The organism is Candidatus Pelagadaptatus aseana (genome assembly GCF_040362265.1).
GTDB classification, from domain to species: Bacteria; Pseudomonadota; Gammaproteobacteria; order Pseudomonadales; family Cellvibrionaceae; genus Pelagadaptatus; species Pelagadaptatus aseana.
Window position 1 is genome coordinate 146890 of sequence record NZ_BAABNJ010000009.1, and the last position, 16612, is coordinate 163501.

Annotated in this window: 13 protein-coding genes and 2 rRNA genes; 2 read left to right on the forward strand and 13 right to left on the reverse strand. The window is 51.6% G+C overall.

Annotated features, from left to right (window positions below):
• Positions 1 to 100: 100 nt before the first annotated feature.
• From glmM to rlmE, 4 genes are all read right to left on the reverse strand, one after another.
• Positions 101 to 1444 carry a phosphoglucosamine mutase gene (gene glmM / locus ACPXV9_RS14120; protein ID WP_423898313.1) on the reverse strand — a complete coding sequence of 448 codons (1344 nt, stop codon included), beginning with the start codon at positions 1442 to 1444 and terminating at the stop codon, positions 101 to 103.
• A 25-nt stretch (positions 1445 to 1469) separates the two neighbouring features.
• A complete protein-coding gene (folP, locus tag ACPXV9_RS14125; protein ID WP_423898316.1) occupies positions 1470 to 2297 on the reverse strand; it encodes a dihydropteroate synthase in 828 nt (275 codons plus the stop codon).
• A 73-nt stretch (positions 2298 to 2370) separates the two neighbouring features.
• A complete protein-coding gene (gene ftsH, locus ACPXV9_RS14130) occupies positions 2371 to 4284 on the reverse strand; it encodes an ATP-dependent zinc metalloprotease FtsH (protein ID WP_423898354.1) in 1914 nt (637 codons plus the stop codon).
• Between the two features lie 155 nt (positions 4285 to 4439).
• Positions 4440 to 5075, reverse strand: coding sequence for a 23S rRNA (uridine(2552)-2'-O)-methyltransferase RlmE (gene rlmE, locus ACPXV9_RS14135; RefSeq protein ID WP_423898318.1), 636 nt, complete (start codon positions 5073 to 5075; stop codon positions 4440 to 4442).
• A gap of 109 nt (positions 5076 to 5184) precedes the next feature.
• Here rlmE and ACPXV9_RS14140 point away from each other — a divergent pair, with 109 nt between their 5' ends.
• Positions 5185 to 5487 carry a YhbY family RNA-binding protein gene (locus ACPXV9_RS14140; RefSeq protein ID WP_423898320.1) on the forward strand — a complete coding sequence of 101 codons (303 nt, stop codon included), beginning with the start codon at positions 5185 to 5187 and terminating at the stop codon, positions 5485 to 5487.
• A gap of 73 nt (positions 5488 to 5560) precedes the next feature.
• Here the strand turns inward: ACPXV9_RS14140 and ACPXV9_RS14145 are convergent, their stop codons facing one another.
• The 6 genes from ACPXV9_RS14145 to ACPXV9_RS14170 form a co-directional block, all read right to left on the reverse strand.
• Entirely contained in the window at positions 5561 to 6406 is an 846-nt protein-coding gene (locus tag ACPXV9_RS14145; RefSeq protein ID WP_423898323.1) for an ABC transporter permease subunit, read from the reverse strand.
• Positions 6406 to 7311: an ABC transporter permease subunit gene (locus tag ACPXV9_RS14150; RefSeq protein WP_423898326.1), complete on the reverse strand. Its 906-nt coding sequence runs from the start codon at positions 7309 to 7311 to the stop codon at positions 6406 to 6408. Before ACPXV9_RS14150 ends, ACPXV9_RS14145 begins: the two co-directional genes overlap by 1 nt.
• Positions 7308 to 8456: an ABC transporter ATP-binding protein gene (locus tag ACPXV9_RS14155; protein WP_423898328.1), complete on the reverse strand. Its 1149-nt coding sequence runs from the start codon at positions 8454 to 8456 to the stop codon at positions 7308 to 7310. Before ACPXV9_RS14155 ends, ACPXV9_RS14150 begins: the two co-directional genes overlap by 4 nt.
• A gap of 98 nt (positions 8457 to 8554) precedes the next feature.
• Positions 8555 to 9661, reverse strand: a complete 1107-nt coding sequence (locus ACPXV9_RS14160) for an extracellular solute-binding protein (protein WP_423898329.1) — start codon at positions 9659 to 9661, stop codon at positions 8555 to 8557.
• Between the two features lie 117 nt (positions 9662 to 9778).
• Positions 9779 to 11158: an aspartate aminotransferase family protein gene (locus tag ACPXV9_RS14165; protein ID WP_423898331.1), complete on the reverse strand. Its 1380-nt coding sequence runs from the start codon at positions 11156 to 11158 to the stop codon at positions 9779 to 9781.
• 28 nt (positions 11159 to 11186) lie between these two features.
• Entirely contained in the window at positions 11187 to 12533 is a 1347-nt protein-coding gene (locus ACPXV9_RS14170; protein ID WP_423898333.1) for a glutamine synthetase family protein, read from the reverse strand.
• 309 nt (positions 12534 to 12842) lie between these two features.
• Between ACPXV9_RS14170 and ACPXV9_RS14175 the strand changes: the two genes are divergently transcribed.
• Entirely contained in the window at positions 12843 to 14210 is a 1368-nt protein-coding gene (locus ACPXV9_RS14175) for a glutamine synthetase family protein (RefSeq protein ID WP_423898336.1), read from the forward strand.
• Between the two features lie 49 nt (positions 14211 to 14259).
• On the opposite strand, the gene ACPXV9_RS14180 is transcribed toward ACPXV9_RS14175, so the two are convergent.
• The 3 genes from ACPXV9_RS14180 to ACPXV9_RS14190 form a co-directional block, all read right to left on the reverse strand.
• Positions 14260 to 15759 (reverse strand): aldehyde dehydrogenase, encoded by a 1500-nt coding sequence (locus ACPXV9_RS14180; RefSeq protein WP_423898338.1) that lies wholly within the window; start codon positions 15757 to 15759, stop codon positions 14260 to 14262.
• A 347-nt stretch (positions 15760 to 16106) separates the two neighbouring features.
• Positions 16107 to 16222, reverse strand: a 5S ribosomal RNA gene (rrf, locus tag ACPXV9_RS14185).
• Between the two features lie 194 nt (positions 16223 to 16416).
• Positions 16417 to 16612 (reverse strand): 23S ribosomal RNA (locus tag ACPXV9_RS14190); the annotation flags it as partial.

The window sequence follows — 16612 nt, forward strand, 5'->3', positions numbered from 1 at the left end:
CAATTGTTCAGGTTCCGTTCCGAGCTTTACAAAAGCCCCCTAAAAAGGGGCGCCAATCTTATAGGAGAACGCTGTAACTTACAATCGCTGACAGAGCGGCCTATGCGCTGGCAAACAACTTCTCAACGACAGCCGCCAGATCCTGTGCCAACTGGTTAACCAGAGGCAGATCTTCCCCTTCCACCATCACTCTAATCAAAGGCTCGGTACCTGAGGGACGCAACAGCACCCGGCCTTTACCATCAAGATCGGATTCGGCTTTAGACACGGCATCATCAAGCTCGGAATGGTTGAGATCAACCTTGCCGTTGATGCGCACATTGATCATGGTCTGGGGCAACTTGCGCATGCCCTGCTTGGTCTCATGCAAACTCTGCTCAGATCTGGACAGGGCCAGCAACACCTGCAACGCAGCAATAATGCCATCACCGGTGGTACTGACGTCACCACAGACAATATGACCAGAGTTCTCACCACCCAGCAGCCAGTTATTCTGCTTCATTTTCTCTATGACATAACGATCACCGACTTTGGCGCGCTCAAAGGGAATACCCAATCTTTCAAGCCCCAGCTCAAAGCCAAAGTTACTCATCAAGGTCCCGACAACGCCATCACACCCGGAACCAAAACGCTGACGATCCGCGGCAATCAGGTAGAGAATCTCATCACCATCAACCAGCTCGCCCTTGTGATCCACAAACACCAGCCGATCACCATCGCCATCAAAACCAATTCCGAGATCGGCTTCAGTTTCCAGTACCCGCGACTGCAATCTACCAGGCTTGGTAGAACCACACTGCTCATTGATGTTCAGGCCATCAGGTTCTGCGCCGATGACATCGATGCTGGCACCCAGTTCGCGAAACACATCGGGCGCCACATGATAGGTGGCACCATTGGCGCAATCCAGCACCAGTTTCAAGCCCTTCAGGCTGAACCCCCAGGGCATGGTACCTTTGCAATATTCAATATAGCGACCGGCAGCATCATTGATCCGCAACGCCTTGCCCAGTTGGGCCGCCGTCTCCATGGGTTTGTCCAGCTGCTCTTCAATGGCCAGCTCAATATCATCGGGTAACTTGGTGCCAGTACCGCTGAAGAATTTGATGCCGTTATCCTGATAGGCGTTATGGGAGGCACTGATGACAATGCCCGCCTGAGCCTGAAAAGTCCGGGTCAGATAGGCAATAGCCGGCGTGGGCATAGGCCCTAACAAACCGACATCGACACCGGCATTGATCAGCCCCGCCTGCAGCGCAGATTCGAACATATAGCCGGAAATGCGGGTATCCTTACCGATCAGGATCAGCTTTGAATCCCCTTCGGCGCGCTCCGCAAGAACCTTACCGGCGGCCCAGCCAAGACGCAGCACAAAATCAGGCGTAATGACCCCCTTACCAACTTCACCTCTGATGCCATCGGTACCAAAATATTTACGCGTCATTTGCTTCCCCATTACTTACGCAGACCTAAGCCTGCTCAACCGCACTCATAAACAGCAACACATCCCGAGTGGCGGCAACATCGTGGACGCGCATGATACTGGCCCCACGCTGAACAGCCAAGAGTGCCGCACTGAGACTACCCGCCAGTCTCTGATCCACGGCCCGGCCGAGCACCTGCTGAAAAATTGATTTACGGGAAATACCCACCAAAACCGGACAACCAAGCTCCTCAAAGCGAGGCAACTGCTGCAGCAGCAACAAATTGTGCTCAACGGTCTTGCCGAAACCAAACCCCGGATCCACAAGCAACTTGTCACGCTCGAAGCCCAAGCTCAGAAGTGACCCAATGCGTCCGGATAAAAAAGCCATCACCTCAGCCACCACATCCTGATAAACGGGCTCAATCTGCATGGTCTTGGGCTGCCCCTGCATGTGCATAAGGCAAACAGGCAATCCCGTTGCCAATGCCGCCGCTTCAGCGCCCGGCCGCTGCAACGCACGCACATCATTGAGCATAGCGGCACCAACAGCCGCTGACTGGGCCATCACCTCAGGAGTACTGGTATCCACCGACACTCTGGCCCCCAGCTCTGTAACCAATGCTTCAACCACCGGTACAACCCGATCGAGCTCTTCAGCCACAGTAACCGGATCGGCATTGGGGCGAGTGGATTCGCCACCCACATCAATGATATCAGCACCATCCCGGATCATCTTCTCGGCGGCCGACAAGGCCGAAGACAGATCCAGTCGGCGACTCTTATACAGAGCGCCACCATCGGAAAAAGAATCAGGGGTAACATTCAAAATCCCCATAATGCGGGGAACAGATAAATCCAGATCGGCAATCATTACAGAGGACACTCTTTAAACGAACAAGGCCCGACGACCAAAGTCGCCGGGCCCATAACATCTTCCGTCAGGCTCAGTGATGCTGAGCAGGACCACCAATCGGATTGGCGCCCTTATCTTTCTCTTGCACCTCGTCTCCAGCATCTTTTGGCGCATTACCGCCAAAATCATCATCGTGCCAATCACGCGGCGGGCGCACTGGCTTGCGAGCCATCAGATCATCAACCTGCTCAGCATCAATGGTTTCATACTCCATCAGGGCATCTTTCATGGATTCCAGAATGTCCCTGTTTTCATGCAGCAGTTTATCGGCAATCTTGTAGCACTCATCCACAATGCGACGAATTTCTTCATCGATTGTTTTTGATGTGGCGCCAGAGTAATTGAGAGGTCCGGGAGTGCCGGGCATACCGCCATCGTCTTCGCCATAGTGTAATGGCCCCAACTTTTCAGTCAGACCCCACTTGGTCACCATGTTTCGGGCAAGGCTGGTAGCCCGCTCGATATCGTTCTGGGCACCGGTGGTCACACCTTCAAAGCCCAGAGTCATCTCTTCGGCAATACGGCCACCAAACAAGGTACAGATCTGGGATTCCAGAGCACGCTTGCTCAAACTGTATTTGTCGTCCTCGGGCAGAAACTGGGTCACCCCCAGAGCGCGACCGCGAGGAATAATGGTTACCTTGTGCACAGGATCATGCTCAGGCACCAAACGACCAACAATGGCATGACCTGCTTCGTGATAAGCGGTGTTCTCTTTCTCTTTTTCGCTCATGACCATGGTCTTGCGTTCGGCACCCATCATGATCTTGTCGCGGGCCTTTTCAAACTCCTCCATGGTCACCACACGCTTGTTGGCACGAGCGGCAAACAAAGCGGCTTCATTAACCAAGTTGGCCAGATCGGCACCGGAAAAACCGGGGGTGCCACGGGCAATGATGGAGGCTTTTACCTTGTCATCCAACGGCACTTTACGCATGTGCACCTTGAGGATTTGTTCACGACCGCGAATATCCGGCAAACCGACAAACACCTGACGATCAAAACGACCGGGGCGCAGCAACGCCTTATCCAATACATCCGGGCGGTTGGTAGCAGCAATAACAATAATGCCTTCATTGCCTTCAAAACCGTCCATTTCTACCAGCAACTGGTTGAGGGTTTGCTCACGCTCGTCGTGACCACCGCCATGACCGCCACCACGATGACGGCCCACGGCATCAATTTCATCGATAAAGATGATGCAAGGAGCCTGCTTCTTGGCCTGATCAAACATATCGCGGACCCGGGACGCACCCACACCAACGAACATTTCGACAAAATCGGAGCCAGAAATTGAGAAGAAAGGCACTTTGGCCTCACCGGCAATAGCCTTGGCCAGAAGAGTTTTACCCGTACCCGGAGGGCCCGCCATCAGAACGCCTCGGGGAATTTGGCCACCCAGACGCTGGAAGCGGGAGGGATCGCGCAGAAACTCAACCAGCTCCTGAACATCTTCTTTGGCTTCATCAACACCTGCCACATCGGCAAAGGTGGTTTTGATCTGGTCTTCACCCAGCAACCGGGCCTTGCTCTTACCAAAGCTCATGGGGCCACCGCGCCCACCGGCCCCGCCCTGCATCTGGCGCATAAAGAACATAAAGACAAAAATGATCAGCAGGATTGGGAAGCTGGCCACCAGCAACTGCTGCCAGATGCTGGGCTGCTCCGGACGGGTGCCTTTCACTTCCACGCCATGGTTGAGCAGGTCATCCATCAGGCGATCGTCCATTACCTGAGGCCGGATCGCCTCAAAGTGCGAACTGTCGTGACGTTGCCCCTTAATCACCAAGCCGTCAATTGTAACTTCGCGAACCTGATCCGCCTGAACTTCCTTAACAAATTCGGAGTAGGTCAGATTTTCCTGAGTGGTTTGTGGACTGAAATTCTGGAAGACCGTTAACAGCACCGCTGCGATGATCAGCCACAACACCAGATTTTTTGCCATATCGTTCAAAGAGTTACCCTCACACCTTGCTCAGACTTCACCAAACAAGTTACTTCTATAAAAATGTACTGCTGTTTCTAAGATAGCCTTATGACCCCGAAGCAGCAACAGGATTCAACAAAACTTGACCCATCAGCAACCGCTTCGATGATTCCTTAACCTTTAAAGCCCTTGCCAACGATATAGACCTCCCGCGAACGGGGTCTTGAGGCACTGGGTTTGCGCGTGACTACTGTCTGAAAGGATACACGCACATCTTTAAGATATTCATCAAAGCCCTCGCCCTGAAACACCTTGGCGACGAAGTTCCCCTTGGGTCTCAGGGTGTTACGCGCCATATCCAGAGCAAGTTCAACCAGATACATGGCCCGCGGCTGATCAACGTCGGCCATACCACTCATATTGGGGGCCATATCCGACATTACAAGGTCTGCTTTATTTGGCCCCAGTGCCGTCATCAGCTCTTCAAACACCTCATCTTCGGTAAAATCGCCCTGAATAAAGTGGACATCGGCCAGAGAATCCATGGGTAAAATATCCGAAGCGATGACCCGCCCCTTGTCACCAACCAGTTCAGCCGCCACCTGCGACCAGCCACCAGGGGCAGCACCCAGATCCACCACGGTCATTCCCGGGCGCACCAATTTGTCTTTTTCTATTAATTCGATCAGCTTGTAGCTGGCTCGGGAGCGATAGCCATCCTGTTGGGAGCGCTGTACATACTGGTCATTGAAATGCTCATCGAGCCAGCGATTGCTGCTTTTTGAACGTGAGCCTTTGGATTTAGTCATAAAAGAAGTGATTTGCCGCGATTCATTGATACTTGGCTGGAGACCATTTGAGGTACAATGGCCCTAGGGGCATACCCCCATTCATGTTCCAAACCAAAGAGACAGTATAATGCCTTTAACCCCAGAGCGGAAAAAACAATATCGCAATATTGGCCACAACCTGAAGCCGGTCGTCACCGTTGCCGGCAATGGCCTGAGTGAAGGTCTGATGGAAGAGCTGAACCGGGCTCTGGATGACCATGAGCTGATCAAGGTAAAACTGATGATTGGCGACCGCGAACTGCGCAAGCAGGTTTCCGCCGAGATGGTAAAACAGGCCAACGCCGAACTGGTTCAGGAAATCGGCAAAGTCGCCCTGATTTTCCGTGCCGCCAAACGACCCAACCTGAAACTGTCCAACGTCAGCCACTGACGCCGAAAGAAACAGGCAATAAAAAACCCCTGCAGGTGAACCTGACAGGGGTTTAACAACATCATCCGGCTGATCAGCCCTCGGCTGCCGCCATTTGCTCCTCGATAATGCGCTTCTTCTCCTCCCGCCGCGCCACCCACCAGGCAGCAACAACACCAATGGTAACCACCAGCACCATCAGGGTAGCCAGTGCATTGATCTTGGGGCTCACACCACGTCGCACGGAAGAGAACACCTCCATTGGCAACGTCGTCGAAGAAGGCCCGGAAACAAAGCTGGCGATCACCAGATCATCAAAGGACAGGGTAAAGGCCAGCAACCAGCCAGAAATAATCGCCGGAGCGATAATCGGCAGGGTGATTACAAAGAAAGTCTTGAGAGGCGTAGCCCCCAGATCCATGGCCGCTTCTTCCAGCGAATCATCCATATCTCGCAACCGCGAGGTAATCACCACCGCCACATAAGCCGTGCAGAAAGTGACATGGGCAATCCAGATGGTCAGCATGCCCCGGCCCTCTGGCCAGCCCAACAGATCGGACATGGTCACAAACAGCAGCAACAGCGACAGGCCGGTAATCACTTCAGGCATTACCAGCGGTGCCGTAATCATGCCGGCAAACAGGGTTTTACCGCGGAAATTTCCAAAGCGAACCATCACCAGTCCCGCCATAATACCCAGTATTACAGCACCCCAGGCGCTCCAGAAAGCAATTTTCACACTCATCCAGGCTGCGTTCATCATCTGGGCATCACGAAACAGCTCGCCGTACCACTTGAACGAGAAGCCCGCCCAAACCGTCACCAGACGCGACTCATTGAATGAGTAAAACATTAGGATCAGGATCGGCAGATAGAGAAAACCAAAACCGAACACCAGTGACAGCTTACCCAGCAGGGAAGTCTTATTGGATACGTTCATTATTTATTTTCCTCCAGCTGCTTTGCCTCGCTCTGGTGGAACATCATGATGGGCACCAACAACAATATCAGCATAATGATTGCTACCGCCGAGGCCACGGGCCAGTCGCGGTTGTTGAAGAACTCCTGCCACAACACCTTACCGATCATCAACGCTTCCGAACCACCCAGCAACTCGGGTATCACGTATTCACCCACAGCCGGAATAAACACCAGCATGGAACCGGCAATAATGCCCGGCTTGGACAATGGCAGGGTAACCGTCAGAAAAGTCTTCACAGGGCCGGCACCCAAATCGGAGGCAGCCTCTAACAGACGGCCATCAAGCTTCACCAGATTGGTGTACAGCGGCAACACCATAAAGGGCAGATAGGCGTAAACAATACCGATGTAGATAGCCAGCTCGGTGTGGAGAATTTTCAGTGGTTCATCAATCAACCCCATGCTCATCAACATATTGTTGAGCAGCCCATTGTTCTTGATGATGCCAATCCAGGCGTAGATGCGAATCAGGAACGATGTCCAGGAGGGCAGAATCACCAACATCAACATAATGTTACGGGTGGACTGCGGCATTCTGGAAATGGCATAGGCCATTGGATAGCCCACCAGCAGACACAAAATGGTCGAATTGATAGCAATGCCTACAGAGCTCATATAAGCACTGACATACAGATCGTCTGTCAGCAGGTAGAGGTAATTCAACAGGTTCAGGCTGAGAACCCATACCTCCCCGTCAAATTCGACGAGATCGGAAAACGGAGGCATGGCAATCTGCGCCTCCGAAAACGAAATCTTCAGAACAATCAGAAAGGGGACGGCAAAAAATAGCAGCAACCAGACATAGGGAACGCTGGTCACCGACCAGTGCCTTGCTGGCAGCCAGGAGCGCAGCTTCTTGATCATGACATCAACACCACCCCGGCATCGTCTTCCCAGGATAACCAGACGTCATCTTCCCAGGTAAAACGATCCGAATGTCGGTCAGCATTCATGGCATTGGCCATCACTATAAAGCCAGATGGCAGACGCACATGGTACACAGAGTGACTGCCAAGATAGGCGATGTCGTCAACCTTGCCTTTAAATTTGTTATTTTCCTGCTGGGGCTCGGTTGCAGAAACCGCAATCTTTTCTGGACGAACCGCCAGAGCACACTCCATGCCCTTGCTACCAGTCAGACCGTGACCAATGTACAAATCACCGCCCGTGGCGTCACAACTTACTGAGCACCAATCGGGATGATCCTCGTTCAGCTCACCCTCGAACAGGTTTACTGAACCAATAAACTCGGCAGAGAAACGGGAGTTAGGCTGCTCATAGACCAGATGGGGTTCACCTACCTGCTTAATCTCACCAGCGTTCATAACCGCAATGCGGCTGGCCATGGTCATCGCCTCTTCCTGATCGTGAGTCACCATCACACAGGTAACACCCAAACGCTCAATAATGTCGACGATCTCCAACTGAACCTGAGTGCGCAGTTTTTTATCCAGCGCCCCCAGCGGCTCATCAAGCAGCAACAATTTCGGACTCTTAACCAGAGAACGCGCCAGAGCCACGCGCTGTTGCTGACCACCGGACAACTGATGGGGTTTGCGCTTGGCAAAACGCTCCATCTGCACCAGCCGCAACATTTCCGTGACCCGATCTCCGATTTCTGATTTGGGAATATTATCCTGCTGCAAACCGAACGCGATGTTCTTTTCCACAGTCATATGCGGAAACAGCGCATAGGACTGAAACATCATATTAATTGGGCGGGAATAAGGCGGCAGCGTGCCGAGATTCTCACCATCAAGCCAAATCTCACCTTTGGTAGGCAAATCAAAACCACCCAGCATGCGCAGCAACGTTGACTTGCCACAACCGGACGCACCCAACAAAGCAAAAATCTCACCCTGGTGAATATTGACACTGACATCATCCACAGCGGTAAAGTCACCAAACAGCTTGCTGACATTTTTAATCTGCAGATAATCTTTCTTCTTTTCTTTTTGAGCGCCGGCCGCTGTTACCGCAACAGCCGGGCTACCATCTGATGTAGCCATAACAATCCAGAGTAAAATCTTTGCTTTGTAGAGAATAGCCGCAAAACTACGGCCTTAAAAAAAGGGTCGAACAGGGGCCCGCAGACCCCTGACCAGTATTACTTACCGGTTTTAACTTTGGTCCAAGTACGAGTGTAGGCACGATCCACTTTTGGTGGCGTCATTTTGCCGGTCCACAGGTTTTTGGCCGCATCTTCAGTTGGGTAGATACCCGGGTGATCCAGAATTTCCTGATCAACCATTGGCAAAGACGCTTTGTTGGCGCTGGCGTACCAAACGTAGTTGGAAATACCTGCCATTACATCCGGACGCAACAGGTAGTTCAGGAACAGGTGAGCATTGTTTGGATGCTTGGCATCTTTAGGAATGGCCAGCATATCGTACCAGGTCAGCGCACCTTCTTTAGGAATCACGTAAGCAACTTCGACGCCATTCTCAGCTTCGGCAGCACGGTCAGAGGCTTGCAGAATATCACCAGACCAACCTACAGCCACACAGATGTCGCCATTGGCCAGATCGTTAATGAACTGAGAAGAATGGAAGTAGGTAATGTGCGGGCGCAGCTTCATCAGGTGATCCTGAGCCTTGCCTTTGATCAGCTTGGTGTCAAAGGTATTGGGATCTTCACCCAGGTAGTGCAGCACACCGGGAATGATTTCGCTTGGCGCATCCAGGAAGGCCACGCCACAGCTGTGCAGTTTTTCCAGGTTGGCCGGATCGTAAACCAGATCCCAGCTATCAGTCGGAGCGTCTTCGCCCAGAACTTCTTTCACTTTATCGACGTTAAAGCCAATACCGGTGGTACCCCACAGATAAGGGATGGAGTGGGTATTACCCTCGTCCAAGGTGGCGATGGTTTGCATCAGCCCTTCGTCCTGATTGCCATAGTTGGTCAACTTGGACTTGTCCAGAGGCATAAATACACCGGCCTGAATCTGACGCGCCAGAAACGACAGGGATGGAACCACTACGTCGAAGCCGGTGTTACCGGCCAGCAGTTTGGCTTCCAGTACTTCGTTACTGTCAAACACATCATAGGTGACTTTGATGCCGGTTTCGGCTTCAAAGTTCGCCAAAGTGTCTTCAGCAATGTAGTCCGACCAGTTGTATACATTCAGGACTTTTTCCTCTTCTGCTACTGCAGTACCGGTTACACCGGCAGACAGCACGGCGGCTGCCAGAGTCGTTTTCACAAGCTTATGCATAGTTCTTCCTTCCTTTCGGTTTAGTAGAGTTTTATTTTTATGACCATCAATAAGGAACCTTGAAAGTAAAAAGTTCCCGCTCTTCAGTCAATTGTTTTAATTCGTTTCAAGGCGTCATCAATCTTCAGCCAGTGCACCATCTTCGATCGCCTGCAAGGTGTCATCGAGCGCTTTACGGGCTTTTTCAACCAGTTCATCGACCTGCTCATGAGTAATCACCAACGGCGGAGATACCAGCATGGTGTCGCCTGTCGCACGCATCACCAGGCCATTGGCCGTACAGGCATCCCGACACAGAGTGCCGACTTTGCCATTCCCCGGATGGCGCTCACGCTTGGCCTTGTCTTTGACCAATTCCAAAGCACCAATCAGGCCAACACCGCGCACTTCACCAACCAGAGGGTGATCGCCCAGTTCTCGCCAACGTTTTTGCAGATACGGGCCTATGTCCTGCTCTACCCGCTCAACCAATTTTTCATCCTGAATGATTTGTAAATTCTTCAACGCCACAGCCGCAGCCGCTGGGTGGCCAGAATAGGTGTACCCATGGGCCAGCTCGCCGCCATCGTTCTTGAGGACGTCGGCCACGCGATCACTGATCATTACGCCACCAATGGGCAGATAACCGGAAGACAGGCCCTTGGCGATGGGCATAAAGTCTGGCTTAACACCAAAATAATCGGCACCAAACCATTTGCCGGTTCGACCAAAACCACAAATCACTTCATCGGAGATCAGGAGAATGCCGTACTTGTCACAGATGCGCTGAATTTCTGGCCAATAGGTCTCAGGGGGAATAATGACACCGCCTGCGCCCTGAATCGGCTCGGCGATAAAGGCAGCGACGCGATCAACACTCAAATCGAGAATTTTCTCTTCCAGCTGACGTGCCACCCGCAGACCGAATTCGTTAGGATCTTCGTCACCGCCTTCCCCGAACCAGTAGGGTTGATCGATGTGAACAATACCCGGAATTGGCAGGTTGCCCTGCTCGTGCATCCAGGTCATACCGCCCAGACTGGCCCCGGCTACAGTTGAGCCGTGATAGCCATTTTTACGACTGATGATCACCGACTTCATTGGCTCACCGCGACAGGCCCAATAATGACGAACCAGACGTAAAATCGTGTCATTGGAATCGGAGCCAGAGCCGGTGAAGAAGACATTATTAATGTGCTCGGGCGCCAACTCCGCCAGTTTCTCTGCCAACTTGATAGTCGGCGGTGTGGTGCACTGGAAGAAGCTGTTGTAATAAGGCAGCTCCATCATCTGATCGTAGGCGGTTTGCGCCAGTTCTTTGCGGCCGTAGCCCACATTGACACACCAGAGCCCCGCCATGCCATCCAGTAATTTGTGGCCATGAGCATCCCAAAGATAAACGCCTTCGGCTCTGGTAATGACGCGAGTGCCCCGATCATTCAAATCACCCTGATCGGTGAACGGGTGAATATGATGCTTCTCATCCAAAGACTGTAATTGAGTTAACTGCTCAGTCATCGGTTACTCCAAACTTTTATTTCAACTATCAAACATTCAACAACAAGTATTCACGCTCCCAGGAGCTGATCACCTTCTTAAATTCTTCGTATTCCACTTCTTTTACGGCGCAATAGGCTCTGACAAAACGATTGCCCACCACCTCCGCCAGAGGCTCACAACTGCGCAGCAGATCCAGTGCTTCCAGCAGGCTTCTTGCCACCGCAATGTCTTCTTCATAAGCACTGTGAGCGGTTGGTTCAGAAGGTTCGATTTTCTGCTTCATGCCCAGATAGCCGCATGCCAGAGAGGCTGCCAGTGCCAGATAGGGGTTGGCGTCCATCCCCGGAAAACGGTTTTCCACACGCTTGGCCTGAGGACTGCTTGCCGGCACTCGGATCCCCGTCGTGCGATTGTCATAGCCCCAGCAAAGATTGATGGGCGCGGCGATATCCTTGGTAAAGCGACGATAGGAGTTCACATTGGGTGCATAGAACGCCAACGCATAGGGGGTGTATTTCTGCAAACCACCAATGTAATGGCGGAACAGATCGTTTTCTTCACCCTTGTCATCCACAAAAATGTTCTTACCCGTTTTGATATCCACAACACTCTGATGAATGTGCATGGCACTGCCAGGCTCTTTCTCCATAGGCTTGGCCATAAAGGTGGCGTAGATATCGTGGCGCAATGCGGTCTCACGCACGGTGCGCTTAAAGATAAATATCTGATCAGCCAGATCCAGCGGATCACCGTGAAGGAAGTTGACCTCAAACTGAGCGGCACCGGATTCGTGGATCAGGGTGTCCAGATCCAGATTCATGGCATCGCAGTAGTCGTACATATCGTCAATGACATCTTCGTATTCATTGGCCGCATCGATACTGTAGGCCTGACCCGGGCGCTCATGGCGACCAGATCGCCCAATCGGCGGCACCAGCTCCATGTCCGGATTGTCGTTTTTCTGAACAAAATAGAATTCGGCTTCGGGGGCAATAACCGGCTTCCAGCCCTCTTTTTCGTAGAGCTCCAATACCCGGCGCAATACACTTCGGGCAGCTAATGGGTGTAACTCGCCATCGGCAGTGTAACAATCGTGGATAATCTGTACTGTCGGCTCCGACTCTTTTGCCCAGGGTACAACCCGGACCGTACTGGGATCGGGCTGCAACACCATATCGCCATCCAGATCACTGCCCAGTAATTCTTCGTGCTCATCGGACCAGGCACCATTGACGGCCTGAACCAGAACGCTTTCGGGCAGTCGCGATTCTTCTTTGACGAATTTCTTGGCCGGGATCAGTTTGCCCCGGGCATTACCAGTCATATCGGGGATCAGGCACTCCACCTCCTCAACGCGGTGTTCTTTTAAGTAAGTGCCTATATCGATAGTCATAAATAGCCTTGTTGTTTTAATTCAATTTTCTGATGTAACGGTTAACTGCCTAATCACTGAACGGCAAATGGTCTGTCTTAAGATAGCAGTTTCTGTCACTGCGCGTTTATGACAGCTGTGTTTCACCGTTTCTAAAAACTACTTTGCCAGAGCCCCCTCAATCAATGTGTTTTTTTCAAACCAAACTTCAACATAAATGCAACATTTGTTGCATAAAAGCGAACAAGAATCCTTGCGGATTGGGTTAAGCTGTAAAACCACAACCTGATTAATAACAAGAACGCCAAGTACAACCAATGTGGAGCCCCTATGAGCACAATCCCAAATCCGGCCGATCAGTCCACTCTTGATCAAATGCGACCCCCAGAATTCGTCGAGCTGCTACTCCCTGACTGTAACGGCTTGCTGCGGGGCAAGCGGGTCGAGGGAGACAAACTTCATAAGGTCTACAAGAACGGCATCAATCTACCTCTGTCTACCTTGGCCTGCGAAATTACCGGCGAGTGCAATGAGGACAGCGGTCTGGGTTTGGATATTGGTGACAAAGACACATTTTGCTACCCGATTCCCGGCAGTCTAGCGAGCATCGACTGGAATTCTCGCCCCTCGGCACAGCTACTTCTCGATATTGTTGATGAAAGCGGCAAGTCGTTTACCGGCAACCCTCGGGTGGTATTGCAACACTGTCTCGAGCGCATCAATGCCATGGGCTTTTACCCGGTGATCGCTGTTGAACTGGAGTTCTTCTTGCTGGATCAAAACAATACAACCAGTGGTGCACCACAACCCCCCATCAATCCCGCCAGCGGCCAACGCGACGACAACACCCAGGTCTATTACCTTGCTGATCTTGAAAGCTACAGTGATTTTATTGAGGACGTGCGCCAGACTGCTAAAGCCCAAAACATACCCGCAGAGGCTGCCGTCGCGGAATACGCACCTGGGCAGTTTGAAATCAACGTCAGTCACTCCGATGACATTCTGAAAGCCTGCGATGAAGCCATCCTGCTAAAACGTGTTATCAAAAGCGTGGCCCGTAAACACAACTTCCAGGCTACCTTTATGGCCAAACCCTACGCTGACACAGCGGGCAGCGGCACCCATATTCACATCAGCCTGCTGGATAAAGACGGTAACAATGTGTTTGCAGCACCGGAAGGTGAGCCTACGGAAGCAATGCAGCATGCTCTCGGCGGCCTGCAACAGACCATGCGTGATGCCATGCTGATGTTCGCGCCCAACGCCAACTCTTACCGCCGTTTCCAGAAGGACTCCTATGTCCCCATGAACCCTCACTGGAGCTATAACAACCGCACTGTTGCCCTCAGAATACCCTACAGCGATGAAGCCAATACACGTATCGAACACCGCGTGGCCGGTGCCGATGCCAACCCATACCTGGTGGTTGCTGCTGTTCTGGCAGGCATTACAACCGGTCTGGAAAATAAACTGGATTGCACACCGGCGATTGAGGGTAATGCCTACGAGAAAACCCAGGCGACCAATCCCCGTCACTGGCAGGAAGCCATCGCCCTGTTTGCAGACAGTGAATGGGCTAAAGAGGCTTTTGGCGAGACATTTCACAACCTGTTTTGCTGCATTAAGAACAGTGAAATGGAAGTCTTTCACAGTCAAATTACACCGCTGGAATTCGACTGGTATTTGAACTCGGTATAAACGATAAACCCGCTTTTAAGCGGGTTTATTTTTCTGTGCAGCTGATTACTTACGGATTGAGGTTAATCCAGGTCGCTTTCAACTCAGTGTACTTTTCCAGCGCGTGAATAGACTTATCACGGCCATTACCGGACTGTTTAAAGCCGCCAAAGGGTGCTGTCATATCACCACCGTCGTAATAGTTTACCCAGACACTCCCAGCGCGTAATTTCCTGGCCATCTTATGGGCTCGGGTAATATCGGAAGTCCACACCGCTGCAGCCAAGCCAAACTCTGTATTGTTTGCTATTGCGAGTGCTTCTTCTTCCGTTTTAAAGGTAATACACGACAGTACCGGCCCAAAAATTTCTTCACTGCCAATCGCCATATCCATATTTACCCCATCAAAGATGGTCGGCTGCACGTAGTAGCCACCGGTTTCCTGCAGTACGCGCTCACCGCCTAACACCAGTTGAGCGCCCTGTTCAGAACCCTTAACCACATACGAGAGAACTCGCTCCATCTGCACATCATCAACGATGGCGCCCATAGTGGTGTCTGGATCCAGCGGGTGACCCGGTTGCATTTTACGACCGGCATCGATAACTTTTTGCAGGAATTTATCCTTAATATCTTCGTGCACCAATAAGCGGGATGCGGCTGTACACACTTCACCCTGATTATAGAAAATCGCTTCCGCCGCAGACTGTGCGGCCTCATCCAGATTAGGGGCATCCGGGAACACAATGTTCGGGCTCTTGCCGCCGCACTCCATATAGGCACGCTTCATATTAGTAGTGCCAGCGATTCCCATCAGATGCTTGCCTACTCCAGTGGAGCCTGTAAACACCAAACCATCAACATCCATATGTGCCGCCAAGGGCTCACCCGCCGGTTTACCGAAACCGGGCACAACATTCAGAACACCCGCCGGGATACCGGCTTCAACCGCAAGCTCGGCAATGCGTATTGCTGTCAAAGGAGACTTTTCAGAGGGTTTCAGAACCACACTGTTGCCTGTAGCGAGCGCTGGTCCAAGCTTCCAGCAGGCCATCAACAGCGGAAAATTCCAGGGCACGATCGCCGCAATAACACCCAGAGGCTCCCGGGTAACCAAGCCCAATTCATTACTGCCAGTAGGCGCTACTTCATCGTATACCTTGTCGATTGCTTCACCATTCCAGGCGATACAGCGCGCAGCACCGGCAACATCCACACTGAGACTTTCACTGATGGGTTTACCCATATCCAGTGTTTCAAGCAACGCCAACTCCTCAGCGTTAGCTTCGATTAACCGGGCGAAATTAATCAGTATCTTCTTGCGCTCTACCGGTGGTAATTCAGACCATGTTCCTGCTTCAAAAACCGTTCTGGCATTAGCGACAGCAATTTCGACATCGTCCCCGCTACATTCAGCAATCTGAGCTAATACCTTGCCATCAATCGGGCTAACACAGTCAAAAGTACTACCGGAAACAGAGTCACAATAAGCACCATTAATAAAAGCCCGCCCCTCAATACTCAGCAATGCAGCTTTTTCTTTCCAGTGTTCAAAGGTATTTGCAGACATTCCATTCCCCTATTTTCAGGATCTTATTAGTAAAGCATCAATCCTAAGCGATAGCAGGAGTCAGGTCGGTAATCATTTATGAAAGTTGAAGTTCAGGGGATCGTGCGTTTTCTGCAGGGTTTAAACGAAAAAACCCCTGATCGCGCTAGCGATCAGGGGTTTGGTATTAAAGTCTGACGATGACCTACATTGATCAGAAGCTCCGCTTCTGACCCTTCGGGCTCCTTCGGAGTCCTCCACCCGTTCCGGTGGAACAGGGCGTAGTCACATGAGCCGTTGTAGTAACACTAGAACATCGAGCTAAAAAAAATCCCCCAGCACGAGGTGCTGAGGGATTTATGTTTAGTGTCTGACGATGACCTACTCTCACATGGGGAAGCCCCACACTACCATCGGCGATGCATCGTTTCACTTCTGAGTTCGGGATGGGATCAGGTGGTACCAATGCTCTATGGTCGTCAGACAAACTGGTATGAAGGATTCGAGTCTTATCTGATTAATCAGGGCTCTAGCCGCTTCAAATAGGGTGGTAAAAAGCACTCTTTCGAGTAAAAAGTTGTAATGTAATAAACACAACGCTATGACGTTTCGTTCTGTCGCATTTGACTCAATCTGTCCGATGTTATCTCTGAGTCATCACTCAGTTACATCAGTTATATGGTCAAGCCTCACGGGCAATTAGTACTGGTTAGCTCAACGCCTCACAACGCTTCCACACCCAGCCTATCAACGTCGTAGTCTTCAACGGCCCTTTAGGGGAATCAAGTTCCCAGGGAAAGCTTATCTTGAAGGAGGCTTCCCGCTTAGATGCTTTCAGCGGTTATCCCGTCCGAACATAGCTACCGGGCAATGC

What these genes read in the sequence shown, in the direction of transcription:
- ACPXV9_RS14145 (WP_423898323.1), bottom strand. Translation starts at nt 6,406, where the DNA reads ATGAACGTATCCAATAAGACTTCCCTGCTGGGTAAGCTGTCACTGGTG.
- ACPXV9_RS14175 (WP_423898336.1), top strand. Translation starts at nt 12,843, where the DNA reads ATGAGCACAATCCCAAATCCGGCCGATCAGTCCACTCTTGATCAAATG.
- ACPXV9_RS14140 (WP_423898320.1), top strand. Translation starts at nt 5,185, where the DNA reads ATGCCTTTAACCCCAGAGCGGAAAAAACAATATCGCAATATTGGCCAC.
- ftsH (WP_423898354.1), bottom strand. Translation starts at nt 4,284, where the DNA reads ATGGCAAAAAATCTGGTGTTGTGGCTGATCATCGCAGCGGTGCTGTTA.
- ACPXV9_RS14150 (WP_423898326.1), bottom strand. Translation starts at nt 7,311, where the DNA reads ATGATCAAGAAGCTGCGCTCCTGGCTGCCAGCAAGGCACTGGTCGGTG.
- rlmE (WP_423898318.1), bottom strand. Translation starts at nt 5,075, where the DNA reads ATGACTAAATCCAAAGGCTCACGTTCAAAAAGCAGCAATCGCTGGCTC.
- folP (WP_423898316.1), bottom strand. Translation starts at nt 2,297, where the DNA reads ATGATTGCCGATCTGGATTTATCTGTTCCCCGCATTATGGGGATTTTG.
- ACPXV9_RS14180 (WP_423898338.1), bottom strand. Translation starts at nt 15,759, where the DNA reads ATGTCTGCAAATACCTTTGAACACTGGAAAGAAAAAGCTGCATTGCTG.
- ACPXV9_RS14165 (WP_423898331.1), bottom strand. Translation starts at nt 11,158, where the DNA reads ATGACTGAGCAGTTAACTCAATTACAGTCTTTGGATGAGAAGCATCAT.
- glmM (WP_423898313.1), bottom strand. Translation starts at nt 1,444, where the DNA reads ATGACGCGTAAATATTTTGGTACCGATGGCATCAGAGGTGAAGTTGGT.
- ACPXV9_RS14155 (WP_423898328.1), bottom strand. Translation starts at nt 8,456, where the DNA reads ATGGCTACATCAGATGGTAGCCCGGCTGTTGCGGTAACAGCGGCCGGC.
- ACPXV9_RS14170 (WP_423898333.1), bottom strand. Translation starts at nt 12,533, where the DNA reads ATGACTATCGATATAGGCACTTACTTAAAAGAACACCGCGTTGAGGAG.
- ACPXV9_RS14160 (WP_423898329.1), bottom strand. Translation starts at nt 9,661, where the DNA reads ATGCATAAGCTTGTGAAAACGACTCTGGCAGCCGCCGTGCTGTCTGCC.